Annotated in this window: 23 protein-coding genes and 1 riboswitch; of the genes, 12 read left to right on the forward strand and 11 right to left on the reverse strand. The window is 69.7% G+C overall.

Annotation, left to right across the window (positions count from 1 at the left end; genetic code table 11):
• Window positions 1-4: 4 nt before the first annotated feature.
• Window positions 5-979 carry a quinone oxidoreductase family protein gene (locus BMZ25_RS03865; protein WP_092688708.1) on the forward strand — a complete coding sequence of 325 codons (975 nt, stop codon included), beginning with the start codon at window positions 5-7 and terminating at the stop codon, window positions 977-979.
• A 43-nt stretch (window positions 980-1,022) separates the two neighbouring features.
• Here BMZ25_RS03865 and BMZ25_RS03870 read toward each other — a convergent pair whose 3' ends face one another.
• Both BMZ25_RS03870 and BMZ25_RS03875 read right to left on the reverse strand, forming a co-directional pair.
• Window positions 1,023-1,892, reverse strand: a complete 870-nt coding sequence (locus BMZ25_RS03870) for a DUF2189 domain-containing protein (RefSeq protein WP_092688711.1) — start codon at window positions 1,890-1,892, stop codon at window positions 1,023-1,025.
• 139 nt (window positions 1,893-2,031) lie between these two features.
• Window positions 2,032-2,661 carry a ribonuclease T2 family protein gene (locus tag BMZ25_RS03875; protein WP_092688714.1) on the reverse strand — a complete coding sequence of 210 codons (630 nt, stop codon included), beginning with the start codon at window positions 2,659-2,661 and terminating at the stop codon, window positions 2,032-2,034.
• A 140-nt stretch (window positions 2,662-2,801) separates the two neighbouring features.
• Between BMZ25_RS03875 and BMZ25_RS03880 the strand changes: the two genes are divergently transcribed.
• Together BMZ25_RS03880 and BMZ25_RS03885 are read left to right on the forward strand one after the other, a co-directional pair.
• Window positions 2,802-3,563: a DUF1013 domain-containing protein gene (locus tag BMZ25_RS03880; RefSeq protein WP_092688716.1), complete on the forward strand. Its 762-nt coding sequence runs from the start codon at window positions 2,802-2,804 to the stop codon at window positions 3,561-3,563.
• A 79-nt stretch (window positions 3,564-3,642) separates the two neighbouring features.
• Entirely contained in the window at window positions 3,643-4,299 is a 657-nt protein-coding gene (locus BMZ25_RS03885) for a hypothetical protein (protein WP_092688719.1), read from the forward strand.
• Here BMZ25_RS03885 and BMZ25_RS03890 read toward each other — a convergent pair.
• The gene (locus BMZ25_RS03890) at window positions 4,296-4,889 is read right to left on the reverse strand and encodes a DUF1285 domain-containing protein (protein WP_092688722.1); all 594 of its coding nucleotides are present in this window, start codon (window positions 4,887-4,889) and stop codon (window positions 4,296-4,298) included. The two genes, BMZ25_RS03885 and BMZ25_RS03890, sit on opposite strands and share 4 nt — an antisense overlap.
• Window positions 4,890-4,955: 66 nt before the next feature.
• Between BMZ25_RS03890 and BMZ25_RS03895 the strand changes: the two genes are divergently transcribed.
• The 4 genes from BMZ25_RS03895 to BMZ25_RS03910 all read left to right on the forward strand — a co-directional run bounded on the left by BMZ25_RS03895 (window position 4,956) and on the right by BMZ25_RS03910 (window position 11,822).
• On the forward strand, window positions 4,956-5,969 hold the full coding sequence (locus BMZ25_RS03895; RefSeq protein ID WP_092688724.1) for an AAA family ATPase: 1,014 nt from the start codon (window positions 4,956-4,958) through the stop codon (window positions 5,967-5,969).
• The gene (locus BMZ25_RS03900; RefSeq protein ID WP_092688727.1) at window positions 5,966-6,841 is read left to right on the forward strand and encodes a DUF58 domain-containing protein; all 876 of its coding nucleotides are present in this window, start codon (window positions 5,966-5,968) and stop codon (window positions 6,839-6,841) included. The genes BMZ25_RS03895 and BMZ25_RS03900 overlap by 4 nt, the downstream gene beginning before the upstream one ends.
• 45 nt (window positions 6,842-6,886) lie before the next feature.
• Complete coding sequence (locus tag BMZ25_RS03905) at window positions 6,887-9,670, forward strand: DUF4159 domain-containing protein (protein ID WP_092688730.1); 2,784 nt, start codon at window positions 6,887-6,889, stop codon at window positions 9,668-9,670.
• Window positions 9,671-9,761: 91 nt separating this feature from the next.
• Complete coding sequence (locus tag BMZ25_RS03910; protein ID WP_092688733.1) at window positions 9,762-11,822, forward strand: hypothetical protein; 2,061 nt, start codon at window positions 9,762-9,764, stop codon at window positions 11,820-11,822.
• Here the strand turns inward: BMZ25_RS03910 and BMZ25_RS03915 are convergent.
• Entirely contained in the window at window positions 11,819-12,523 is a 705-nt protein-coding gene (locus BMZ25_RS03915) for an arylesterase (protein ID WP_092688736.1), read from the reverse strand. The two genes, BMZ25_RS03910 and BMZ25_RS03915, sit on opposite strands and share 4 nt — an antisense overlap.
• On the opposite strand from BMZ25_RS03915, the gene BMZ25_RS03920 reads away from it, so the two are divergent.
• Both BMZ25_RS03920 and BMZ25_RS03925 read left to right on the forward strand, forming a co-directional pair.
• Window positions 12,522-13,217, forward strand: a complete 696-nt coding sequence (locus BMZ25_RS03920) for an ABC transporter ATP-binding protein (RefSeq protein ID WP_092688739.1) — start codon at window positions 12,522-12,524, stop codon at window positions 13,215-13,217. The two genes, BMZ25_RS03915 and BMZ25_RS03920, sit on opposite strands and share 2 nt — an antisense overlap.
• A gap of 22 nt (window positions 13,218-13,239) precedes the next feature.
• Window positions 13,240-15,771: an ABC transporter permease gene (locus tag BMZ25_RS03925; protein ID WP_092688742.1), complete on the forward strand. Its 2,532-nt coding sequence runs from the start codon at window positions 13,240-13,242 to the stop codon at window positions 15,769-15,771.
• Between the two features lie 7 nt (window positions 15,772-15,778).
• Here BMZ25_RS03925 and BMZ25_RS03930 read toward each other — a convergent pair whose 3' ends face one another.
• The 7 genes from BMZ25_RS03930 to BMZ25_RS03960 form a co-directional block, all read right to left on the reverse strand.
• Complete coding sequence (locus tag BMZ25_RS03930) at window positions 15,779-16,165, reverse strand: helix-turn-helix domain-containing protein (RefSeq protein WP_092688745.1); 387 nt, start codon at window positions 16,163-16,165, stop codon at window positions 15,779-15,781.
• Window positions 16,166-16,479: 314 nt separating this feature from the next.
• The gene (locus BMZ25_RS03935) at window positions 16,480-16,854 is read right to left on the reverse strand and encodes a Na+/H+ antiporter subunit G (RefSeq protein ID WP_092688748.1); all 375 of its coding nucleotides are present in this window, start codon (window positions 16,852-16,854) and stop codon (window positions 16,480-16,482) included.
• A gap of 7 nt (window positions 16,855-16,861) precedes the next feature.
• On the reverse strand, window positions 16,862-17,131 hold the full coding sequence (locus BMZ25_RS03940) for a K+/H+ antiporter subunit F (RefSeq protein ID WP_092688751.1): 270 nt from the start codon (window positions 17,129-17,131) through the stop codon (window positions 16,862-16,864).
• Window positions 17,128-17,619, reverse strand: a complete 492-nt coding sequence (locus tag BMZ25_RS03945; protein WP_092688754.1) for a Na+/H+ antiporter subunit E — start codon at window positions 17,617-17,619, stop codon at window positions 17,128-17,130. Before BMZ25_RS03945 ends, BMZ25_RS03940 begins: the two co-directional genes overlap by 4 nt.
• Complete coding sequence (locus tag BMZ25_RS03950; RefSeq protein ID WP_092688757.1) at window positions 17,616-19,148, reverse strand: monovalent cation/H+ antiporter subunit D; 1,533 nt, start codon at window positions 19,146-19,148, stop codon at window positions 17,616-17,618. The genes BMZ25_RS03945 and BMZ25_RS03950 overlap by 4 nt, the downstream gene beginning before the upstream one ends.
• Complete coding sequence (locus tag BMZ25_RS03955; protein ID WP_092688759.1) at window positions 19,145-19,492, reverse strand: Na+/H+ antiporter subunit C; 348 nt, start codon at window positions 19,490-19,492, stop codon at window positions 19,145-19,147. Before BMZ25_RS03955 ends, BMZ25_RS03950 begins: the two co-directional genes overlap by 4 nt.
• Window position 19,493: 1 nt before the next feature.
• Window positions 19,494-22,343, reverse strand: coding sequence for a monovalent cation/H+ antiporter subunit A (locus BMZ25_RS03960; protein ID WP_092688762.1), 2,850 nt, complete (start codon window positions 22,341-22,343; stop codon window positions 19,494-19,496).
• A gap of 251 nt (window positions 22,344-22,594) precedes the next feature.
• Window positions 22,595-22,698, forward strand: a riboswitch (TPP riboswitch).
• Between the two features lie 65 nt (window positions 22,699-22,763).
• Between BMZ25_RS03960 and thiD the strand changes: the two genes are divergently transcribed.
• From thiD to thiS, 3 genes are read left to right on the forward strand one after another with little or no spacing between them, the layout of a single operon-like run.
• The gene (thiD, locus tag BMZ25_RS03965; RefSeq protein WP_092688765.1) at window positions 22,764-23,567 is read left to right on the forward strand and encodes a bifunctional hydroxymethylpyrimidine kinase/phosphomethylpyrimidine kinase; all 804 of its coding nucleotides are present in this window, start codon (window positions 22,764-22,766) and stop codon (window positions 23,565-23,567) included.
• On the forward strand, window positions 23,564-24,553 hold the full coding sequence (locus BMZ25_RS03970) for an FAD-dependent oxidoreductase (RefSeq protein ID WP_092688768.1): 990 nt from the start codon (window positions 23,564-23,566) through the stop codon (window positions 24,551-24,553). Before thiD ends, BMZ25_RS03970 begins: the two co-directional genes overlap by 4 nt.
• Window positions 24,522-24,719, forward strand: coding sequence for a sulfur carrier protein ThiS (thiS, locus tag BMZ25_RS03975; protein ID WP_092688771.1), 198 nt, complete (start codon window positions 24,522-24,524; stop codon window positions 24,717-24,719). Before BMZ25_RS03970 ends, thiS begins: the two co-directional genes overlap by 32 nt.

Below are 24,719 nucleotides of genomic sequence, written 5' to 3' on the forward strand. Positions count from 1 at the left end.
ACCGATGGCGAGAACCGCTTTCGTGACAGAGGCCGGCGGGCCCGAGAAGTTCGAGATCCGGGATGTCGAGGTCGGAGACCCGGGGCCGGGCGAGATACGCATCCGTCACAAGGCATGCGGCCTGAACTTCATCGACGTCTATCAGCGCACAGGGCTCTACAAGCTGGACTATCCGCATGCCCTGGGTATGGAGGCCTCGGGCATCGTCGAGGCCGTGGGCGAGGGCGTCACGCATCTCAGGGCGGGCGATCGGGCCGCCTATGCCTCGGCCCCGCCGGGCGCCTATTGCGAGGAACGGGTGATGCCCGCCGCGCAGGTCTGCCCGCTGCCCGATGGCATCAGCTTCGAGGATGGCGCGGCCATGATGCTCAACGGCATGACGGCGGAATACCTCTTTGCCCGCACGACGCCTCTGTCGAAGGGCGACACGGTGCTGTTCCACGCCGCTGCCGGGGGTGTCGGTCTGATCGCCTGTCAATGGGCGCGGTCCGAGGGCATCACGCTGATCGGCACCGCGGGATCGGACGAGAAGTGCCAGCTTGCGCTGGATCACGGGGCCGCGCACTGCATCAACTACCGCACCGAGGATTTCGAGGCGCGGGTGAAGGAGATCACCGAGGGGCGCGGGGTCGACGCCGTGATGGACTCGATCGGCAAGGACACGTTCGAGGCGTCGCTGAACTGCCTCAGGCCGCTGGGCATGATGATGTCGTTCGGCAATGCCTCGGGGCCGGTGCCGCCGGTCGATCTGACGATGCTGGCCAGCCGCGGATCGCTGAAGCTGACCCGGCCGACGCTGTTCACGCATATCAGCGACCCCCAGACCTGCCAGGACATGGCGCGCGCCCTGTTCGACAAGGTGCTGTCGGGGGCCGTGACGATCCGGGTCGGACAGTCCTTTCCGCTGGAACGGGTGGGCGACGCGCATCGCGCGCTCGAGGCGCGCGAGACGACCGGCCAGACGATCCTGACCCTGTAGCGACGGGACCGCGCGCCGCCGGGGGGGCGGCGCGCGGCCGGTCTCAGGAGTCCAGCGCCCGGCGGTAGAGGTGCCAGGTGGCATGCCCGAAGATCGGCATGACCAGCACCAGCCCAAGCAGCAGCGGGATCGACCCGACCACCAGGCCGCCGGCCACGATCAGGCCCCAGGCGCCCACGACCACCGGGTTGCGGCGCGTGACCGCGATCGAGGTCTTTATGGCCGCGGGAACGCCCACTTCGCGGTCGAGCAGAAGCGGGAACGACACGATGCTGAGCGCCAGCGCGACGGCGGCGAAGGCGGCGCCGACCACTATGCCCACCAGCGTCATCGTCCAGCCCGCGCCGGTCGTCAGCACCTCGGTGAAGAACGCGCCCGCCGATGCCGGTGTCGCGGGGCCGAGGGTGAGCGTGAAGATCAGGTAGGCGGCCATCATCCACAGGATGAACAGTCCGACCATTACGATGCCCATGACGAACAGCGCGGGAAACGCGGTCGAGCCGAAGACGGCGAAGGCGCTGCCCCAGTTCGCGCTCAGTCCCTTTTCGTGCCGGCGGCTCATCTCGTAGACGCCGACTGCGGCGAGCGGGCCGAGCAGGGCAAAGCCCGAGACCACCGGGAACAGCAGCGGCAGCATGTCGAGCTGCAGCCCTATCCCGGCCAGCACGAGCCCCATGATCGGGTAGAGCAGCACCAGAAAGATCACGTCCGCCCGGAACCGCATGAAATCCTCCATGCCTAGCCGGAGCGCGTCGGATATGTCGCCGAGGGCCATGTCGCGCACCTGCGGCAGCTCGACCGGCTCTCCATCCCGTCGGGATCCGATCTTCTTGAAACTGGCGCCGAGGTGGTTTGCCGCACGCCCGATCCCGATGGCTGTCAGGGATGCCGGGTTTTCAATCGTCTTGACCATCGCAAGAACCTCCTGTCTGCGAAACGCAGCGGTCCGGCCCTGCCGCCAAAGGCGCGGGGCGACCGCGCGTTGAGGGCACCGTAACAGAATTACGCTAGGGCAAGAATCACGATTTAGGGCACCGGCGTCTGCCGTGCGCTCACCGGACGGGGTAGAGCAGCGCGTCGCTGTCGCTGCAGTCGCGGACGACATCGGCGCCGCAGGTCCGCGGTTCGAGCCCCTGCGTCAGGCAGAGCCGCGCCTCCTGTATCTGGCCGGAGGTGCAGGTGATGGTCAGCATGTCCGGGGCAAGGTCGGGATTTGCTTCGAGGAACGCTTCCTCGACCACGCGCGCCGGCAGGCGGACCGCCTCTTGCAGCCGCCGGAACACGTCGGGCCGGGTGACGCCTTCATAGGCCCGGCGGACGGTGGCGAAATAATCCTCGGGCGGCAATCCGGCGCAGCGGCCGTGCTTTTTCCACTGGTACCACGCCGACCCGGCCGAGCCGAAGATGTCGGCCTCGGCCGCGGTCTCGTCCCGCGTGGGATCGCGCATCCCGGTGTCGCAGTAGCTGGGCCAGCCGGTCTCGTATTGCGGCCAGAGGCCGTGCACCGTCCAGCCGGCATCCGCCTCGGGGGCGCATGTGGGGGCGTCGCGGGCGTCGCCCTCGCGCGCGCACCAGTTGGGCTGCCAACTGAGCGCGAGCACGAAATAGTCGAAATCGCCGGCCCGCTCGCCCTCGGCGAGGGCGGGTGACGCAAGGGCCATGAGCACGGCAAGCCAGCGCATTTGCTCTTTTCTCCGGACCGGTCAGAGACTATATGCGCGTCAACTTCCCCGAAAACGTGGTAAGGGTCCAGTGGGACCAGCCGTTTTCTCCGGCCTGCGGAGCCGTTGTCGGGGGGACCCGGGAAAGGAGACGCCGAGCGATGAACAAACCGATCATGGCGAAAGCCACCGCTGTCTGGCTGGTGGACAACACGACGCTGAGCTTCAAGCAGATCGCCGATTTCTGCGGCCTGCACGAGCTCGAGGTGCAGGGCATCGCGGACGGCGACGTGGCCGCCGGCGTGAAGGGCTTCGATCCGATCTCGAACAACCAGCTGACGCAGGAAGAGATCGACAAGGGCGAGCAGAACCCGGTGCACAAGCTCAAGCTCAAGTTCAACGCTGCCGCGGTGGGCGAGGAAAAGCGTCGCGGGCCGCGCTACACGCCGCTGTCCAAGCGTCAGGACCGCCCCGCCGCTATCCTGTGGCTGGTCAAGTTCCACCCCGAGCTGACCGACGGGCAGGTGTCGAAGCTGGTCGGCACCACCAAGCCGACGATCCAGTCGATCCGCGAGCGGACGCACTGGAACATCGCCAACATCCAGCCGATCGACCCGGTCGCGCTGGGGCTCTGCAAGCAGTCCGAGCTGGACCAGTCCGTGCAGAAGGCGGCCGAGCGTCGCGCCCGCGAGGGCGAGGTCATGTCCGACGACGAGCGCCGCAAGCTGGTGTCGACCGAGCAGAGCCTCGAGATGCCGGCCGAGCCGAAGATGCCCACCGCGATCTCGGGTCTGGAGACCTTCAGCCTGTCCGAGACTGGCGAGGAATACGAAGAGAACGTCGAGGACGACGTTCCCGACGCCGACAGCTTCTTCAACCTGCCGGACGACGACTCGTCGGACGACGAGGACAATCGCGGCTGATTCACGTTCGTCGTGGAACCACACTGCCTGCCTGCGACGTTGCGCCGTCACCGGGGACGGGAACGCGCAGGAGGCAGGTGTGGAGTGGTTGTCCGCCAACAGTGCAGGGCTGAACGTCATCATCAACGTGGTGATGCTGTTCGTCTGGGTCGGCTATCTTCAGGTCTTCCTGATGAACTTCCTGCGCCAAAGGCAGTCCATGCTGCTCATCAACCGTGGCGCGGGCGAGGGTGAACATGCCCGCTGCTTCGTCAGCAACATGGGCGCCGAGCCGATCTACGTCGTCAACGTCATCGCCAAGATATCGAGCGGCGGCGAGGAACTGACGGCCAACATCGTCGACCGTTACGAGGTCAGTTCCGACGACCTGTCGACGCCCACCAAGGGCACGACACAGGGCCCGCTGCAATCGGGCGAGTTCCTCGACATGGGCAGCTTCCGCGACATCCTGGTGCGCGCGGCATCGCGGCTTCACGGGAATGTCGACGAGATGCAGATCGACAAGCTCGACCTGACGGTCGTGGCCGCGTCCGGGCACACCGCGCACCTTGTCGGCGGGCGCCGCTGCTTCTTCCTCGGCTGGGTCGACGGCTCTCGGACCTTCGTGCCGGAACGCGCGACGACCGACCAGAAGAGCGGCTTCTTCGAGCGGCGCAAGCTGCGGGCCCAGATGGACGAGGAACGACAGGACGAGGTCGACCGCCTGCTGTCCAAGTCCGAGCAGGAAAGCTGCTAGGCCGGCAGTTCGTCCGCGGGGATCACCGGAAAGAACGCGCCGTCCGAGTGCAGGCCGAACCAATCGGTGCCCTCGTGCCGCTGCGTCTCGCAGATATCCACCAGCCGGTAGAAGCTCTTGCGGTCGATCAGTGCCTCCAGCCCGGCGCGGACCATGACGTAGGGCGCAGGCTCGCCGGTCTCGGCGTCGCGGACCACGCGGATCGGGTGGTCCGGCCCGGCGGCCACGCTGTCCCCGACATTCGTGACGAAGGTGATGACCTGTGCGGCGCCGTCGCCGTCGGCGGTGAAGTCCTGCGCCACGAAGGGGGCATCGTCGACGGTGATGCCGACCTTCTCGACCGGCGTGACAAGGAAGTACGCGCCGTCCTCGACCTTGAGGATCGTCGAGAACAGGCGGACGAGCGCCGGGCGGCCGATCGGCGTGCCCTGGTAGAACCACGTCCCGTCGCGGGCGATCCGCATGTCCAGATCGCCGCAGAACGGGGGATCCCACAGGTGCACCGGCGGCAATCCGCCCTTTTTCGCGGCAGCCTGTGCGCTTGACGCCAGATCGTCGGCCGAGGGTTTCACGATGTTTTGTGCGCTCATTGCTTTTGCCTATCGTTCGTGCGGCAATACCTTCACCCGCAGATAGTGCGCCGAAGGAGATCTGTCATGGCCGACGTGAATGCCGAGCCCCTGGTCGCCGATATCGAGGCGCTCGGCGAAAAGTTGGCCGCGGCGAAATCCTCGATCACGCGGCGCTTCATCGGCCAACCGGTCGTCGTCGATCTCGTCCTTTCGGCCCTCCTGTGCGGCGGACATGGCCTGCTGATCGGGCTGCCGGGGCTGGGCAAGACCCGCCTTGTCGAGACGTTGAGCACGGTGATGGGGCTCGACGGCGCGCGAGTGCAGTTCACCCCAGACCTGATGCCCGCCGACATCCTCGGCTCCGAGGTGCTCGAGACCGCCGATGACGGCAGCCGCGCGTTCCGCTTCATCGAGGGGCCGATCTTCTGCCAGCTGCTGATGGCGGACGAGATCAACCGCGCCAGCCCGCGCACGCAGTCGGCGCTGCTTCAGGCGATGCAGGAGAAATCCGTGACCGTCGCCGGTCAGCCCCACGCCCTCGGCAAGCCGTTCCACGTGCTCGCGACGCAGAACCCCATCGAGCAGGAGGGCACCTATCCGCTGCCCGAGGCACAGCTCGACCGCTTCCTCGTGCAGATCGACGTGCCCTATCCGGACCGCGGGACCGAGCGCGACATCCTGATGGCGACGACCGGCGTGGCCGAGGACGAGGCGCAGGCCGTCTTCACCGAGACCGAGCTGTTGCAGGCGCAGACGCTGCTGCGACGGATGCCGGTGGGCGATGCCGTGGTGGAGGCGATACTCGACCTCGTGCGGGCCTGCCGCCCCGAGGACGAGACCGCGCCCGACCCGGTTCGCGCCCATGTCGGCTGGGGGCCGGGACCGCGCGCCGCGCAGGCGCTGATGCTGACCGTCCGAGCGCGGGCGCTGCTCGAGGGGCGGCTCGCCCCGTCGCTCGACGACGTGGCGGCGATGGCGGGGCCGGTCCTGAGCCACCGCATGGCGCTGACCTTTGCCGCCCGCGCCCGCGGCGAAAGCCTGCAGCACGTCATCCACGAGGTCATCGACTCGACGACGAAGGCACGGGCCGCCGCGTGACCACGTCCGCCACCCTCCGCGCACGGGCCGAAGATCTCGCCAGCCCCCTGCCGCCGCTCCTGGCGGACGCGCAGCATCTTGCGCAGTCGGTTCTGCTGGGCGCCCATGGTCGCCGCCGCGCGGGGCAGGGCGACGAGTTCTGGCAGTACCGCCCGGCAATGGTCGGGGACGAGGCTCGCAACGTCGACTGGCGCCGGTCCGGCCGGTCCGACGCCCATTTCGTGCGCGAGAAGGAATGGCAGGCGGCGCAATCGGTGCTGATCTGGGTCGACAACGCCCGGTCGATGTCCTTCACCTCGGGCCGAAACGTGCCCCAGAAGGGCGACCGCGCGCGGCTGCTGGCGATGGCGGCGGCGATCCTGTTGATCCACGGGGGCGAGCGTGTAGGCCTGTCGGGCTTCGGCCTGCCGCCCCGCGCCGGTCCCGTGCAGCTCTTGCGGCTGGCGAGCGCCCTGGGCGAGGCCGAGGATGTCCCCGATTACGGCACGCCCGAGGCGCGGGGTATGCTGCCGCGGTCGCGCGCGCTGTTCGTGTCGGATTTCCTGGGCGACATGGAGCCGGTGGAAGCCGCGTTGACCAAGGCCGCAGATCGCGGCGTGAAGGGGGCGCTGGTCCAGGTTCTCGACCCCGAGGAAGAGGCGTTTCCGTTCGACGGGCGCACGATTTTCGAATCCATGGGCGGTTCCATGCGGCACGAGACGCTGAAGGCCGGCGACCTGCGCGACCGGTACCTGGCGCGGCTCGCCGAACGAAAGGACCGCCTGAGGACACTCTGTCGCGTGACCGGGTGGCAGTACGAATGTCACCATACGGGCGAGCCGCCGACGCCTGCGCTACTCTGGCTCTACCGCGCCCTGGAACACGTGCAGTAAGCGGCCGCGCCATCCGGCCCGGCCCGCGATGAGGAGCAACAGCCGATGTTCACGCTGTTCGGAATAGGATTCACCACGCCCTGGCTGCTGCTGGGGCTCGTGGCGCTTCCGATTCTCTGGCTGCTGCTTCGGGCGGTGCCGCCGGCACCGGTGCGCCGCCGCTTTCCCGGCGTGGCGCTGCTTCTGGGCCTCTCCGACGACGATCAGCAGAGTGACAAAACGCCATGGTGGCTTCTGCTGCTGCGCACGCTGGCGGTGGCGGCCGTGATCCTGGGCTTTGCCGGGCCGGTGCTGAACCCCGAGCCCGAGCGGGCGGGCAGCGGGCCGCTGCTGGTGCTGCTCGACGGGACCTGGGCCGATGCGGGCGACTGGCCCCGCCGCATGGACCGGGCCGAGGCCGTGCTGTCCGAGGCCGCGCGCCAGGGCCGCACCGCGGCCGTGGTCAGCCTGACGGACCTGCCCGAGGGGCCGGTGCCGTTCCAGGCCGCCGACGCCTGGGCCGGGCGCCTGCCCAGCATCCAGCCGCGGCCGTGGGTGCCGCAGGAGGACGCCGTGGCCGAATGGGGCGGCGCGCTCGACGGTGCGTTCGAGACGTTCTGGCTGTCGGACGGCGTGGACCGTCCGTGGCGCGACGACCTGCTGGCCGACCTCGAAGACCACGGCGGCGTCACCGTTTTCGAGAGCCCGCGTTCGGTGACCGGGCTGCGCCCGGCGCGGTTCGAGGACGGCGCCGTGCAGCTTTCGGCCCTGCGCGCGGCGCCGGGGCCGGAGCGCGAGATCGGCGTCACCGGCCACGGCACCGATCCCAACGGGATCGAGCGCGCGCTGGTGACCGCGACCCTGCCGTTCGCACAGGGCGCGACGGAGGCCGAGGCGAGCCTCTCGGTGCCGCCCGAACTGCGCAACCGCATCACCCGGTTCGAACTGGACGCCGTCCGCTCGGCCGCCGCCGTGTCTCTGACCGACGATGCCCTGCAGCGCCGCGAGGTGGCGCTGGTGGCGGGGCGCGACGACCGCGAGGGGCTCGAACTGCTGTCGCCGACCCACTACCTCGAAGAGGCGCTGGAACCGACGGCCGACCTGATCGACGGCGCGATGGACGACGTGATGCAGGCCAATCCCGACGCGATCATCCTGGCCGACGTGGCCCAGGTCAGCCGCGCCGAGGAACTGCTGGAGTGGGTCGAGGGCGGCGGGCTGCTGGTGCGGTTCGCCGGCCCGCGCCTGGCCGCCAGCGATGTCAGCCGGAGCGAGGAGGATCCGCTGATGCCGGTCCGCCTGCGCGCCGGGGGACGCAGCGTCGGCGGCGCGATGAGCTGGGGCGAGCCCAAGGGGCTGCGCGACTTCCAGGAGGACTCACCCTTTGCCGGGCTGAGCGTGCCCGAGGACGTCAGCGTGAACGCGCAGGTCATGGCACAGCCGGACCCCACGTTGTCCGACCGGGTGATCGCCTCGCTCGAGGACGGCACCCCGCTGGTGACGCGGAAGCGCGTGGGCGAGGGGCAGATCGTGTTGTTCCACGTCTCGGCCAATGCCGAATGGTCGACGCTGCCGCTGTCCGGCCTGTTCGTGCAGATGCTGGAGCGGTTGGCCGTGTCGACCCGCCCCGCGCGGCCCGACGCCGCCGACCTGGAGGGGACAGTGTGGGAGCCCGACACCGTGCTGACCGCGTTCGGCGACCTGCAGGACGCGGGCACGCTGCCGGGCATCGACGGCGCCGCGCTGGCCGAGGCGCGGCCCGGCCCCGAAACGCCGCCGGGCCTCTATCGCGGCGAGGACCGGAGAGTGTCGCTGAACGTGATCGGTGCCGAGACGACCCTCGCGCCGACGGCCTGGCCCGACCGGATTCCCGTGGAGGGGCTGGATATCGTGCGCGAGACCGCGCTGAAGGGCTGGCTGCTGACGCTCGCGCTGGGGCTGATGGCTCTGGACGTGCTCGCCGCGCTGGCGCTCGCCGGACGGCTGCGCGGGCCGCGGGCGGGGGCCGGTGCCGCGGCGGCGCTGGTGCTTGCGCTGGCGGCGGTGCCGCAGCCCGGCACCGCGCAGGAGATCGAGCGGGCCGAGACCGACGATCCGCCGCTGGCGCTGGAGGCGACGACCGAGGTGGTGCTCGCCCATGTCGTCACCGGCAACGACAGGCTGGACGAGACCGCCCATGCCGGCCTGCGCGGCCTGTCGCGGACCCTGTTCCAGCGCACCTCGATCGAGCCGGCCGCGCCGATCGCCGTGGACCTCGAGACCGACGAGCTGGCCTTTTTCCCGTTCCTCTACTGGCCCGTGGACGCCGACCAGCCGATCCCCTCGGACGAGGCCTATGCCAAGCTGAACACCTACCTGCGGACGGGGGGCATGATCCTGTTCGACACCCGCGACGCGGATGTCGCGGGCTATGGCGCGTCGACCGATACGGGGCGCAAGCTGCAGCGGCTGGCCGGGCCGCTGGACATCCCGCCGCTGGAGCCTGTGCCCGAGGACCATGTCCTGACGCGCACCTTCTACCTGCTGCAGGACTTCCCCGGCCGTTACGCGGGCGCCGACGTCTGGGTCGAGGCGGCCCCGGCCGATGCCGAGCAGGTCGAGGGGATGCCGTTCCGCGACCTCAACGACAACGTCACGCCGGTGGTCATCGGCGGCAACGACTGGGCCGCGGCCTGGGCGGTGGACGACAGCGGTTCCGCGCTGTTCCCGGTCGGGCGCGGCTATGCCGGCGAGCGCCAGCGCGAGATCGCCATGCGGTTCGGGGTGAACCTGATCATGCATGTCCTGACCGGGAACTACAAATCCGACCAGGTTCACGTGCCGGCCCTGCTGGACCGGCTGGGACAGTGATGCTGCCGTCGCCCCGGGGGTGCTGCCCCCGTCGCCTGCGGCGACTCCCCCGGGATATTTTTGGACAGAAGAACATGGGACCGAGCCCTGAATGGATAGCGTGATCTTCGATCCCCTCGTGCCCCTGCCGGTGGTGTGGGGCGCCGTCGCGGTGGCCGTGCTGTTCGTCGCCCTGGCGCTGTGGCGGCGGCTGTCGGGCTGGTGGCTGCGCGGGCTGGCGGCGGCGGCGCTGCTGGCGGCGCTGGCGAACCCGTCGCTGCAGGACGAGGACCGCACGCCGCTGTCGGACATCGTCATTGCCGTCGTGGACGACAGCTCCAGCCAGGACCTGTCGGACCGCGGCGACCAGAGCGCGGCGGCGCTGGCGGCGCTGGAGGACGAGGTCGCGGGGATGGAGAACACCGAGCTGCGGGTCGTGCGGCTGGGTGACGATCCTGAGAACGGCGGGACGCTCTTGATGGGCGCGCTGGCCGAGGCGATGGCCGAGGAGCCGCGGGCGCGGCTGGCCGGGGCGGTGGTGATCACCGACGGACGGCTGCACGACGTCGAGGCCGCGCCCGACCTGCCGGCGCCGCTGCACGCGCTGCTGACCGGGCGCGCGGAGGACTGGGACCGGCGGCTGACGGTGACCAACGCGCCGGCCTTCGGCATCATCGACGAGGAGATCACGCTGGGCCTTCGGATCGAGGACCAGGGCGCGGTGCCCGGCGCGGTGGGCGGGCAGGCAGAGCTGCAGGTCGCCATCGACGGCGGCGACCCGCAGACCTTCGACGTGCCCGTGGGCGAGGACCTTGAGCTGCCGATCACGCTGACCCATGGCGGCACCAATGTGATCCAGTTCTCGGTGCCCGCACGTGACGGTGAACTGACGGACCGCAACAACGCCGCCGTGGTGCAGATCAACGGCGTGCGAGACCGGCTGCGGGTCCTTCTGGTGTCGGGCGAGCCGCATCCCGGCGAGCGCGTCTGGCGCAACCTTCTGAAATCGGATTCGAGCGTCGATCTCGTGCATTTCACCATCCTGCGTCCCCCTGAGAAGCAGGATGGGGTGCCGGTGAGCGAGCTGTCGCTGATCGCCTTTCCCACGCGGGAGCTGTTTCTCGACAAGATCGACGAGTTCGATCTGATCGTCTTCGACCGCTACAAGCGACGCGGGATCCTGCCGTCGCTCTATCTCGACAACATTGCGCAATACGTCGAGCGGGGCGGCGCGGTGCTGATCGCTGCGGGGCCGGATTTCGCCTCGGCGGCCTCGATCTCGCGGTCGCCGCTGGGCGAGGTGCTGCCGGCGGAGCCGACCGGCCGGGTGTTCGAGGAGGGCTTCCTGCCCGAGATCACCGATTTGGGCGAGAAGCACCCGGTGACCCAGGGTCTCGCGCCGGCGGGGCCGGAGGCCGAGGATCCCGGCTGGGGCCGGTGGTTCCGCCACATCCAGCTGGGACAGCCGCAGGGCCAGGAGGTGATGGCCGGCGTCGGGGGGGGGGCGCTCCTGGTGCTCGATCGGGTCGGAGAGGGGCGGGTCGCGCTGCTGGGGTCGGACCACGCCTGGCTCTGGTCGCGCGGGTTCGAGGGCGGCGGGCCGCAGCTGGAGCTGCTGCGGCGGCTGGCGCACTGGATGATGAAGGAGCCCGAGCTGGACGAAGAGGCGCTGACCGCCACCGCCGAGGGCCAGACCATGACGATCACCCGCCGCACCCTGGCCGACGAGGTGGGCGACGTCGAGATCACGGGTCCCGACGGCACCGTCACGACCCTGCCGCTGGAGCAGGTCGCGCCGGGCCGGTTCCAGGCGCGGTTCGAGGGGCCTGAGATCGGGCTCTACCGGCTGGCCGAGGGCGACCAGGAGGCGGTGATCGCCCTGGGGCCGTCGGCGCCGAAGGAGTTCGAGCAGACCGTCGCCACCGGCGAGACGCTGGCGCCGGTGATCGGGCCGACCGAGGGCGGCATCAAGCGGATCGAAGAGGGGCTGCCGGACCTGCGCCGGGTCCGGGCCGGGCGCCCCGCCGAGGGGCGCGGCTGGATCGGCATCACCCCGCGCGAGGCGTATCTTACCGCCGATGTCACCGTGACGCCGCTGATCGCGCCGTGGCTGTTCCTGCTGCTGTCGGCGCTGTTGACCGTGGGGGCGTGGCTGCGCGAGGGGCGGCGCTAGTCCGCCGCCCGTTCGATCAGCCGCTCGACCGCGGGGCCGAGGCTGTCGACGATCACCTCGACGCCGTCGGCGTTGGGGTGGATGCCGTCATCCTGCATGTAGCTGGCCATCGCCGCGTCGCGGTCCTCGCGCTGTTCGAGCGCACCGAGGAAGCTCTCGGCATAGAGGGCGCCGTATTCCTCGGCCAGCTCGGGATACATCGCGTCGAACGCCGCCTTGAACTCGGGGCCGTAATTGCCGGGCGCGGTCATGCCGATCAGCAGGACCGGAACGTCGGCCTGGTCTGCGCGCGACAGGATGCCGTCGAGATTGGCGCGGCTTTCCTCGGGGGGGATGCCGCGCAGGAGGTCGTTGCCGCCGAGCGCCACGATCAGCCCGTCGACGTCCGGAGTGAGCGTCCAGTCGATCCGGCTGAGGCCCCCCGCCGTGGTGTCGCCGGACACGCCGGCATTGGTGATCGCGACATCGTGACCCCGCTCTTGCAGCCACGCCTCAAGCTGGGGCACGAAGCCGTCTTCAGGCGGCAGACCGTAACCCTGGGTCAGGCTGTCGCCCAGGGCGGCGAGCGTCACCTCCTGCGCGCCGGCCACGGCAGGGCAGGCGACGGCCGACATCAGCCCGAGGCAGAGCGCCGCGGCGCGGTTGCGCGGGGCCGGCCGTGCCCCATATCCCCCTGACGCCATTGCCAGGATACGCCCCATGACAGACACGATCCTCTCTTTCGCCGACGCCCGCCTGACGCTGGACGGCAATGCGGGCCGGGTCGACATCCTGCGGGGGATCACCCTGGATGTCGCGCGCGGCGAGACGCTGGGGCTGGTCGGTCCGAGCGGGTCTGGCAAATCGTCTCTCCTGATGCTGATGGGCGGGCTCGAACGCGCCACGGGCGGGTCGGTCACCGTCCTGGGCCGTGACCTGACCGCTCTGGGCGAGGACGCGCTGGCCCGGTTTCGCAGGGACCATATGGGGGTGGTCTTCCAGTCCTTCCACCTGGTTCCGACGATGACCGCGCTTGAGAACGTGGCCACGCCGCTGGAACTGGCGGGGCACCGTGACGCCTTCGACCGCGCGCGGGCCGAGCTCGAAACCGTGGGGCTGAGCGCGCGCGCGGGGCATTATCCCAGCCAGCTGTCGGGCGGCGAGCAGCAGCGCGTGGCGCTGGCCCGCGCGGCGGCGCCGCGCCCCGACATCCTGCTGGCCGACGAGCCGACGGGCAATCTGGACGGCGCGACGGGGCAGGCAATCATGGACCTGCTGTTCGGTCTCAGGGACCGGCACGGGTCCACGTTGATCCTCGTGACCCATGCGCCCGAGCTGGCGGACCGCTGCGACCGTGTCGTGCGGCTCGAAGACGGGCGGATCGCCCCCGCCGACATGGCGCGGGCGGCGGAATGAGCGCGCGATCGGAGCAACGGACATGAGCCTCGGGATCGCTGCACGGATCGCGCGCCGGGAATTGCGCGGCGGGCTGCGCGGGTTCCGCGTGTTCCTGGCCTGCCTGGCGCTGGGGATCGCGGCCATCGCCGCCGTCGGCACCGTCCGCGAGAGCATCGAGGCCGGGTTGCAGCGGGAGGGCGCGACCCTTCTGGGTGGCGATGCCGAGGTGCAGTTCACCTACCGCTTCGCCGAACCGGAAGAGCGCGCGTTCCTCGACAGCATCGCAACCGAGGTGGCGGAGGTCGTCGACTTCCGCTCGATGGCCGTGGTGGGCGAGGGGGACGAGCGCGACCGGGGGCTGACCCAGGTGAAGGCGGTAGACGGCGTCTATCCGATCTACGGCGCGGTCACGCTTGCGCCCGAGATGACGCTGGCCGAGGCGCTGGACGGCACCGGCGGCCTGCCGGGCGCGGTGATGGACCCGGTGCTGATCGACCGGCTGGGCCTGTCGGTGGGCGAGACGTTCCGCCTGGGTACGCAATCCTTCGTGCTGAGCGCCGCGCTGGAGCGCGAGCCGGACGACGGCGGCGGCGGGTTCGAGCTGGGCCCGCGCACGCTGGTCCGGACGTCGGCGCTGAGCGAGTCCGGGCTGCTGGTGCCTGGCACGCTCTACGAGACGGAATATCGGCTGCGGGTGCCGCCGGGCGCGGATCTCGATGCGCTGGAGGCGCAGGCCGACGCGGTGCTGGACGAAACCGGCTTTCGCTGGCGCGACCGGCGGAACGGCGCGCCCGGCGTGTCCGAGTTCGTCGACAGGCTCAGCGCGTTCCTGGTGCTGGTCGGGCTTGCCGGCCTTGCCGTGGGCGGGGTCGGCGTCGCGGCGGCCGTGCGGGCGCATCTCGACGGCAAGACCGGCACGATCGCCGTGCTCAAGACGCTCGGTGCCGAGGGGCGCACAATCTTCGAGGTCTACCTGATCCAGGTCGGCGTGCTGGCCCTGGTCGGCGTCGTGCTTGGCGTGTCACTGGGGGCGGGACTTCCGCTCCTGTTCTCGCCCGTCATCGCGGCGCAGCTGCCGGTCCCGGCGGATTTCGGGCTGCATGCCGCGCCGCTGGCGCAGGCGGCGCTCTACGGTCTGCTGGCGGCGGCGATCTTCACCCTATGGCCGCTGGCTCGCACGCGCGAGGTACGGGCGGCGGCGCTGTTTCGCGACATCGGCGGCCTCCGCGTCACGCCGCATCCGGGCACCCTCGCCGTGATCGCCGGGCTCGTGGTCTTGCTGGTGGGCCTGGCCGCGTGGCTGTCGGGTCTGCCCGAGCTGACCCTGTGGGCCGCCGCGGGGCTGAGTGCGGCGTTCGTCGTCCTGCTGGGGGCGGCGTGGCTCGTGCGGCGGGTGGCGCGGCGCCTTGCCCGTGCGCGGGTCGTGCAGGGGCGCAGCGCGCTGCGCCTGGCCCTGGGGGCCGTGGGCGGCCCCGGCGGAGAGGCGACGAGCGTGGTGCTGTCGCTGGGTCTGGGGCTCAGCGTGCTGGCGGCGATCGGACAGATCGACACCAACCTGCGCAGCGCGATCTCGCGCGATCTGCCCGAGGTCGCGCCGGCCTTCTTCATGGTGGACATCCAGCCCGACCAGATCGACGGCTTCCGCGAGCGGCTGGACACCGATCCGGCGGTCAGCCGGGTCGAGACCGCGCCGATGCTGCGCGGCATCATCACCCGGATCAATGACCGCCCGGCGGACGAGGTCGCGGGCGATCACTGGGTGCTGCAGGGCGACCGCGGCGTGACCTACTCGGACCGGCCGGGCGACGACACGACGATCACCGCGGGAGAATGGTGGCCCGAGGCGTACGACGGCCCGCCGCAGATCAGCTTTGCCGCCGAAGAGGCCGCGGAACTGGGAGTGTCGCTGGGCGACACGCTGACCATCAACATCCTCGGCCGCGACATCACCGGAGAGATCACCAGTTTCCGCGAGGTCGATTTCTCGACCGCCGGGATCGGCTTCGTGCTGGCAATGAACCCCGCCGCGCTGCGCGGGGCGCCGCACACCTACATCTCGACGATCTACGCCGAGCCGCAGGCCGAGGCGGCGATCCTGCGCGACATCTCGGACACCTATCCCAACATCACCGCGATCCGCGTGCGCGACGCGATCGACCGCGTCAGCGAGGTGCTGGCCGGTGTCGCGGCGGCCGTGACCTATGGCGCGATGGCGACGCTGGTGACCGGGGCGGTGGTGCTGATCGGCGCCGCGGCGGCCGGTGAGCGCGCGCGCACCTACGAGGCCGCGATCCTCAAGACGGTGGGGGCGGGGAGACGGCGGATTCTGACCAGCTTTGCCCTGCGCTCGGCGCTGCTGGGGGCGGCCGCCGGCGTGGTCGCGGTCGCGGCGGGCGGCGGCGCGGGATGGGCCGTCAGCCGTTTCGTGATGGAGACCGAGTTCCGCTTCGCGCCCCTGTCGGCGCTGGCGATCGTCGTGGGCGGCGTGCTGCTGACGCTGGCGGCGGGGCTGGTCTTTGCCTGGCGGCCGCTTGCGGCGCGGCCCGCCAGCATCCTGCGCGCGCGGGAATAGCGCGCGCTCAGCAGTTGGCGGCCACGTCCGAGCTGCGGTCGTCCTCGTAGCCCGCGATCTCGGAGATCAGGGCGTGCAGCATCGACTTGGTCTTGCGGTCGGTGATGCGCGAGAGGGCGCGCGCGATCTGCGCGTCCTCGGGCGTCAGCCGCTCGTCCTCGTCCGGGGAATCGAGCCCGCTCAGGCCGTCGAAGAAATAGCCCGGTGGCACGTGCAGCATCACCGCCAGCTCGAACAGGCGGCTGGCCGAAACGCGGTTCGTGCCGGATTCGTATTTCTGAACCTGCTGGAAACTGACGCCAAGGTTCCGGGCCACGTCGCCCTGGGACAGTTCCCTGAGGTGGCGGGCCGTCTTCAATTGTCGCCCTACATGGGCGTCCACGGGATGCACCATTCCACTCGCTTCATTCTTGGAACGACTTTTGTCGCGGCCCGCGGCTACCGGCTGACCGGAGTCCGGAGTATATGAATCACTGTTGTCCACGACGTCGTACGCCTTTGAGTAAATATACTTATGGTCAAAGCAGTTCCGATTGTGACCATTCACGCAATACCTTCCGTTACGGAAACTCGCCGGTGGGTTGGTTGCGCATTAATACAAAGCAACAATGTTTCGGGTGCCCGGATTTCTGTTTCCGGATCGTGACAGATAGTGCCAGGCGCGTCGGAATGATTCTCGGCTGAGTTGAAGCGCGCCGGCCCGCCGGATCAGGCGCTGGTGTCCGCCGGCTGCTCTTCGCGGTCCTTGTCCAGACAGGCCCACGTTTCGCCCGACTCCAGCGTCGGCGGTGCCGCGGCCACGGTGCCGCGGTGGATGTGCGCCTTGGCCATGAAGTGTGCCGAGATCGGCGCGGTGACGAAGAGGAACGCCATCACGAGGATTTCGTGCAGCGACCCGTCGCCGCTGGAATAGGCGTCGAGAATCGAGGCGAGCAGCAGGCTGCCGACCCCCAGCGTGCTGGCCTTGGTGGGGGCGTGGAGCCGCGACATGGGGCGGTCGATCTTCACCAGCCCGTACGAGCCGACGAGGGTGAAGACGGCGCCGATGACCAGCGCTACGGCGATGAGGATGTCCCAGATCATGCCCGCCTCACTCGATGATGTTGCCGCGCAGCACGAACCGCGCGTAGGCCACTGTCGAGACGAAGCCGAGCATCGCGATGATGAGCGCGGATTCGAAATAGGTCTCGACCCCGGTGCTAATGCCGAACACAACGATCATGCCGATCCCGTTCACGACCAGCGTGTCGAGCGCCAGGACCCGGTCGATCACGTTCGGACCCTTCCAGAGCCGCCACATCGCCAGGATCAGCGACAGCCCGATGCAGACATAGGCAAAGACGAGCGCGATCTGGATCATTCGAAAATCTCCTTCAGGCGGCGTTCGTAGCGGCTCTTGATCTCGTCGCGGACAGCGTCGGCATCGTCGGTATCGAGGCAATGCACCAGCAGGTAGGCGCCCTCGCTCGACACGTCGGCCGAGACGGTGCCCGGCGTCAGCGTGATCGTCGACGCGAGGCAGGTGATCGCCTCGGGTGAGCGGATGTCGAGCGGGATCGCGATCCAGGCGGGCTTCATGTCGGCGTTGCGCTTGAACACCACGGTGATCGCGACCGACACGTTGGCGACGATGATGTCCCAGATCAGGATGACGAGGTATTCCGGCACCTTGAACGGCCGGCTCAGCTTCGGACGGTTGGGCCACCACATCCTCGTCAGGAAGGGGATGACGAGCCCGAGGATCAGGGCAAAGACGAACACCCCCCAGCTGAGCGTGTTCTCCAGCAGCATCCAGACGGCGGTCAGAAGCGCCGTCAGGAAGGGATGAGGCACGAGGCGTTGGATCATTGCGCGGCCTCCCCGTCACCCAGCACCGCCGAGATGTAGCCCGTGGTATTGTAGAGCTGATCGGTCGTCTCGCCCATGAAGGCCATCACCGGCCCCGCAAGCACGGTCAGCGCGACCAGCAGCACCATGATGCCGCCGATGGCCACGATCGACAGGCCCGTGGCCGGCGGCGCCTCGGGATGGGCGGCAGCGGCGGCGGATTCGTTGGCCTTCCAGAACACCGTGCTGCCGGCGCGGGCGAAGCCGACGATCGCGATCAGCGAGGTCACCAGGATCGCCGTCCAGACCGGCCAGTATGGCCCCGACGCGGCGCGCGCCGCGTCGAGCACCATCAGCTTGCCGACGAAGCCCGACAGCGGCGGCACGCCCGAGAGGGCGATGGCGCTGATGAAGAACAACCCGGCGACCAGCCCGTTGCGGGCGATCGGCGCCAGCGCCTCGATCCGGCCGCCGGCTCCGCCGCGCCCCGCCTGCACGAGGCCCACGATCAGGAACAGCGTCGCCGAGGCGAAGGTCGAGTGTAGGATGTAGAACAGCGCCGCCTGCGTGCCCTGCGGCGTCAACAGCGAGATCGAGGTCAGCAGCGTGCCCATCGACCCGATCACCGCGAAGGCCGCCAGCCGGTCGAGCCGTCGCGCGCCGAGGACGCCCACCATGCCCGCGATCAGCGTCAGCATCGCGGCCGGCTGCAGCCAGAAGTCGAACAGGCCCTGCGTCGCCTCGAGGTCGGGCGGAAAGACCAGCGTCAGGAAGCGCAGCATCGCATAGGCGCCGACCTTGGTCATGATCGCGAACAGCGCCGCGACCGGGGCCGGGGCGTTGGAATAGCTTGCCGGCAGCCAGAAATGCAGCGGCAGGACCGCGGCCTTCACCGCGAACACCAGGATCAGCAGCGTCGCGCCCACCCGCAGCAGCGCGGTGTCGTCGGTCGGCAGCTGCGCCACGCGGTCGGCCAGGTCCGCCATGTTCAGCGTGCCGGTCACAGCGTAGATCGTTCCCAGCGCGAACAGGAAGAGCGTCGAGCCCAGCAGGTTGTAGACCACGTACTGCATCCCCGCGCGCAGCCGCACCGGCCCGCCGGAATGGATCATCAGCCCGTAGGAGGCGATCAGCAGCACCTCGAAGAACACGAAGAGGTTGAACGCGTCGCCGGTCAGGAAGGCGCCGCAGACGCCCATCAGCTGAAACTGGAACAGGGCGTGGAAATGGCGGCCGCGCTTGTCCCAGCCGGTGCCGATCACGTACAGCACGACGGCAAGCGCGAGCACCGAGGTGAGCAGCACCATCATTGTCGCCAGCCGGTCGGCGACGAGCACGATGCCGAACGGCGCGGGCCAGTCGCCCAACTCGTAGACGTCGATCGCGCCGGTGCCGGCACGCAGCATCAGGCCCGTGGCGATGACCACCATCACGGCCGTGCCCGCGGTCGAGAGCGCGCGCTGGACGGTCAGGTTGAAGCGGCACAGCAGCACGATGAACGCCGCAAGAAGCGCCGGCAGGACGACGGGAACGATGATCCAGTGGCTCATGGGGCGTCGTCCTCCGCCTCGCCCGGCGTCATGTTGATACTGTCGTCGTCGCCGCTGAGATAGGCGGCGAGGGCGATCACCACCGAGACGGCCGTCATCCCGAACGAAATCACGATCGCCGTCAGCACGAGCGCCTGGGGCAGCGGATCGGTGTAGCTGTTGTCGTGCTCGTGCCAGATCGGCGGCTCGTTCACCACCAGCCCGCCGGATCCGAACAGGAACACGTTGACCGCGTAGGTCAGCAGGGACAGCCCGATGATCACCGGGAAGGTGCGCAGCCGCAGCACAAGGTACAGTCCGGCCGCCGTCAGGACCCCGACGGCGCTGGCCACCATGGCTTCCATGTCAGGCCTCCTCGTTGCGCGAGGGATCGATGTCCATCGCGTAGTCGCTCACTTGCTCGTTCGAGCGGCGGGCGATGCGACTGAAGCTTTCCAGCGACAGCAGCACGGCGCCGACCACGGCGAGGAACACACCCAGGTCGAAGGCCATCGCGGTGGCCAGCTCGAACTCGTTGAAGGGCGGGATGCGGGCATAGCCGAAATCCGATGTCAGGAACGGCTGCCCCGCGAACCAGGCCCCGATGCCGGTCAGGCCCGCGGCCAGCACGCCGGCGCCGATGATCCCGTGATAGGGGAAGCGCTGCCGCCGGTCGGCCCAGGCAAAGCCCGAGGCCATATACTGCATCACCACGCCGATCGCGACGACGAGGCCCGCGATGAAGCCGCCGCCGGGTTCGTTGTGGCCGCGCAGGAAGATGTAGAAGCCGACCATCAGCACGACCGGCATCATCACGCGGGTCGCGACCACCATCATCAGCGGATGCGCGTCGCCGGCGCGGACCATGTCGGGCACCCAGTTCAGCAGGCGCGCGCGCACCGGCCCCGACAGCAGCGCCTCGGTCGCGGCGTAGATCACCAGCGCGGCGATCCCCAGCACGATGATCTCGCCAAAGGTGTCGAAGCCACGGAAATCCACCAGGATGACGTTGACCACGTTATGACCGCCGCCGCCCTTGTAGGAATTCTCGAGGTGGAAGTCCGAGATCGTCTCGAAGGCGAATTCGTGGACCAGCAGCGCATAGCTCAGCGCGCCGACGCCCAGCCCGCCGACCACCGCGATCAGACCGTCGCGGGTGCGCTTGCCGACCGAGCTTTCGACCGGCGTCGTCTTGGGCAGGAAGTTCAGCGCCAAGAGCAGCAGGATGACGGTCACGACCTCGACCGAGATCTGCGTCAACGCCAGGTCCGGCGCGCTGAAGTAATTGAAGCCGATCGAGATCACGAGCCCGACGATCGACACCAGCACCAGCGACAGCAGCCGGCGGCGGTGCGACAGCGCCAGCCACGCGGCCGAGACGACCAGCAGCGCCCAGCCGACCAGCGGCACGAGGTCGGGGATGGCGCCGCCGCGGTCGGCGACCACCAGGTTGCCCGTCCAGAAGGCGTGCGCCCCCGCGGCGACCACGGTCACCGTGAAGATCGCCGCGTAGCGGGTCAGGGCCCCGTCGTGCAGCGCGTCGGTCAGGCCCCGCGCGCCGCCCACGCAGGCCGCCATCAGGCGGTCGAACATCGCCTTGGCCTCGGGTCGCGGCGTGGCGATCCACGCGCGGTCCAGCGGGCGGTGCAGCGCCAGCAGCAGCAGGCCGCCGACCACGGCGATGCCCGACATCAGCAGCGCGGGCGTCAGGCCGTGCCAGATCGCCAGATGATAGCCCTCCTCGATCTCGCCGACGCCGCCGATCACCGCCTCGGCCACGGTAAAGACCAGCGGTTCTACGAGGAACGGCATCAGGCCGATCGCCAGCACCAGCACGCACAGGAACGCCGCGGGCGCCCACATGCCGAAGCCGGGATCGTGCGGCTTGTGCGGGTAGTCGTCGCGCACCGGGCCCAGGAAGGTGTGCGCCACGTAGCGGAACGAGTACGCCGCCGAGAACAGCGCGCCGATCGTGACGAAGACGGGCAGCACCCAGTGGCTTCCGGCCCAGGTCGTGTGCACGGCCTCTTCCAGCATCATCTCCTTCGAGAGGAAGCCGTTGAACAGCGGGATGCCCGCCATCGACAGCGACGCGACGGTGGCGATCACGAAGGTCACCGGCATCAGCTTGCGCAGGCCGCCCAGCCGCTTGATGTCGCGGGTGTGCGCCTCGTGGTCGACGATGCCCGCGGTCATGAAGAGCGCGGCCTTGAACGTCGCGTGGTTGAGGATGTGGAATACCGCCGCCAGCGCCGCGAACGGCGTGCCAAAGCCCAGAAGCATCGTGATCAGGCCCAGGTGGCTGACGGTCGAGAAGGCCAGCAGCGCCTTCAGGTCGTCCTTGAAGATCGCGATCAGCGCGCCCAGCACCATCGTGATCAGCCCCGCCGTGCCGACGAGATAGAACCAGGCGTCGGTGCCCGAGAGCACCGGCCACAGCCGCGCCATCAGGAACAGCCCGGCCTTCACCATCGTCGCGCTGTGCAGGTAGGCCGAAACGGGCGTCGGTGCGGCCATCGCGTGCGGCAGCCAGAAATGGAACGGGAACTGCGCCGACTTGGTGAAGCAGCCCAGCAGGATCAGGATCAGCGCCGGCAGGTAAAGCGGCGAGGCCTGGATCGCCTCGCGGTTCTGCAGGATCTCGGTCAGGTCGTAGCTGCCGACGATGTTGCCCAGGATCAGCATGCCGCCGATCAGGGCCAGCCCGCCCATGCCGGTCACGGCCAGCGCCATCCGCGCGCCCTGTCGCCCCTCGGCGGTGTGTTTCCAGTATCCGATCAGCAGGAACGACGACAGCGAGGTCAGCTCCCAGAAGATCAGCAGCACGAGGACGTTGTCGCTCAGGACGATGCCCACCATCGCGCCCTGGAACAGCAGCAGGTAGGTGAAGAACTCGCCCATCGAATCCTCGCGCGAGAGGTAGAACCGCGCGTAGATGATGATCAGCAGCCCGATCCCCAGGATCAGCCCGGCGAAGAACAGGCCCAGCGGATCGAGGAAGAAGTTGGCGTTCATGCCGAGGCCCGGCAGCCACTCCAGCCGCGCCGTCTGCACCTCTCCGGACAGGACCGCCGGGGCGTTCACCAGAAGCCCGGTCAGCGCCAGAAGCGTCACCAGCCCGGTGGTGATCGAACACGCGCGGCGGCCCGCCTGGACCATGAGGCCCGGCAGCAACGCACCGAGAAACGGAAGGGCGACGATCAGAAACAGCGACATGTCCCCAATCGGCACGAAATCCGCGCAAGAGGCCAGACCCAAGGCGTAAAAAAATGGTCTTGGCAGGGCCGGGGTGCGGCGATTGTCGGAAACGTCGTGTCCTGTTCGCCACGCGTGCGCGCGCCCGCGCGCGCGAAACTGCGTCAGAGCGTCGCGGGTTGGCGGGGCGCACGACCCCCTGCCGATCGGCGTGCATGCCTGCCGTTGCGGCCGCTTCGGCTTGAAGCCCGGCCGCGTCGTTGCTATCTCTGCGTCATCCGTTGGGGTGCCCGTTCGCGCGGGCTGAGAGGCCGCATGCCAACCCATCGAACCTGATCCGGACCATGCCGGCGTAGGGAACGGAAGAACGATGTCAGGCGCCAAATCCGGCGCTTCGTGTCTCCCACTCCTCGCCCATGATCCGTGACGCGTGAGGAGAGTATGGAGACACCGGCGAAGATACTCACCATTGCGGGCTCCGACAGCGGCGGGGGCGCCGGGATTCAGGCCGACATCAAGGCCGCCTCGGCGCTCGGCGTCTATGCGGCCAGCGCGATCACCGCGATTACCGCGCAGAACACGGTCGGCGTGCAGGCCGTGCAGGCGCTCGACCCCGATCTGGTCGCCGCGCAGATCCGCTCGGTGCTGGACGACATCGACATCGGCGCGGTCAAGATCGGCATGTTGGCGACCGCGCCGGTGGCGCAGGCCGTGGCGGAGGCCCTGTCGGGGTTTCACGGCCCGGTCGTGCTTGACCCGGTGATGGTCGCCAAGTCCGGCGATCCGCTGCTGGCCGACGACGCGGTGCGGGCGATCCTTGCCGGTCTCGTGCCCCGCGCCGACGTGCTGACCCCGAACCTTCCCGAGGCCGCCCGCCTTCTGGGTACCGGCGTGGCCGCGTCCGAGGCCGAGGCCGCCGCGCAGGGGGGCGAGCTCCTGGTGCTGGGCCCCCGCGCAGTGCTGATGAAGGGCGGGCATGCGGGCGGCGACGAATGTGCCGATCTGCTGGTCACCGCCGCAGGGACGACCGCGTTCCGTGCACCCCGGCTGCGGACCGCGAACACCCACGGCACCGGCTGCTCGCTGTCGTCGGCCATCGCCGCCGAGCTGGCCCGGGGCGCCACGCTGACCGACGCCGTCGGCCGCGCGCAGAGCTGGCTGCATGGAGCGATTGCCGCCGCCGACGCGTTGTCCGTGGGCAAGGGGCACGGCCCCGTCCATCATTTCCACGAGGTGTGGCGATGACGTACACGGTTCTCGGCGCCGGTGTCATGGGGCTGGCGGTCGCCGCCGAACTGACGGCGCGCGGCGCAACCGTGCAGCTGTGCGATCCCCACGAGCGGCCGGGCCCGCACGCGTGTTCGTGGTGGGCCGGCGGCATGCTCGCCCCCGATTGCGAAAGCGAGACGGCCGAAGAGCCGGTCACCCGGCTTGGTCGCGAGGCCGCCGACTGGTGGCAGGCGCGCGGCGTCGGGGTCGAGCGTCGTGGATCGCTGGTGGTCACGCCGGGGCGCGACCGGGCCGAGCTTGACCGCTTCGCCCGGCGGACCGCGCATCACTCGTCGCTCGACGCCGAGGCCATCGACGCGCTCGAGCCGGGGCTGGAGCGCCGCTTCTCCCGCGCGCTGCATTTCGCCGACGAGGCGCATATCGACCCCCGCGCCGCCCTCGCCACCTTGCGCGACGGGCTCGCCGCCGCCGGCGTGCCGCGTGTCGGGATGTCGGGGGACGGCCCCGTGATCGACTGCCGGGGGCTGGCGGCGCGGGAGGCGCTGTCCGACCTGCGCGGGGTCCGCGGCGAGATGGTGGTGCTTCGCGCGCCCGACGTGCACCTGACGCGCCCGATCCGCCTGCTGCACCCGCGCCACCCGCTCTACATCGTGCCGCGCGGCGACGGGGTCTACATGCTGGGCGCCACCCAGATCGAAAGCGACAGCCGCGCCCCCGCCACCGCACGGTCGGTGATGGAGCTGCTCAGCACCGCCTACGCCCTGCATCCCGCCTTCGGCGAGGCGGCGCTGCTGGAAATCGGCGCCGACGCCCGCCCCGCCTTTCCCGACAACCTGCCGCGCATCCGTCAGCGCGGCGCCACCACCCACGTCAACGGCCTGTTCCGCCACGGTTTCCTGCTTGCGCCCGCGATGGCGCGGATGACGGCGGACTGGCTGCTCGACGGAACACGACCGGAGGTCATGGACGATGAAGATCACCGTCAACGGCGAACAGCGTGAGGTCGCGGGCCCGACCCTGACCGACGCGCTCGACGAACTGGGCTATGGCGGCGCGCGCGTCGCCACGGCGCTGAACGAGGGCTTCGTGCCGGTCCCGGCGCGGGGTGAGACGGCGCTGTCCGACGGCGACCGGCTGGAAATCCTAGCGCCCCGGCAGGGAGGCTGA

This window comes from Tranquillimonas rosea (assembly GCF_900111315.1).
GTDB lineage: Bacteria > Pseudomonadota > Alphaproteobacteria > Rhodobacterales > Rhodobacteraceae > Tranquillimonas > Tranquillimonas rosea.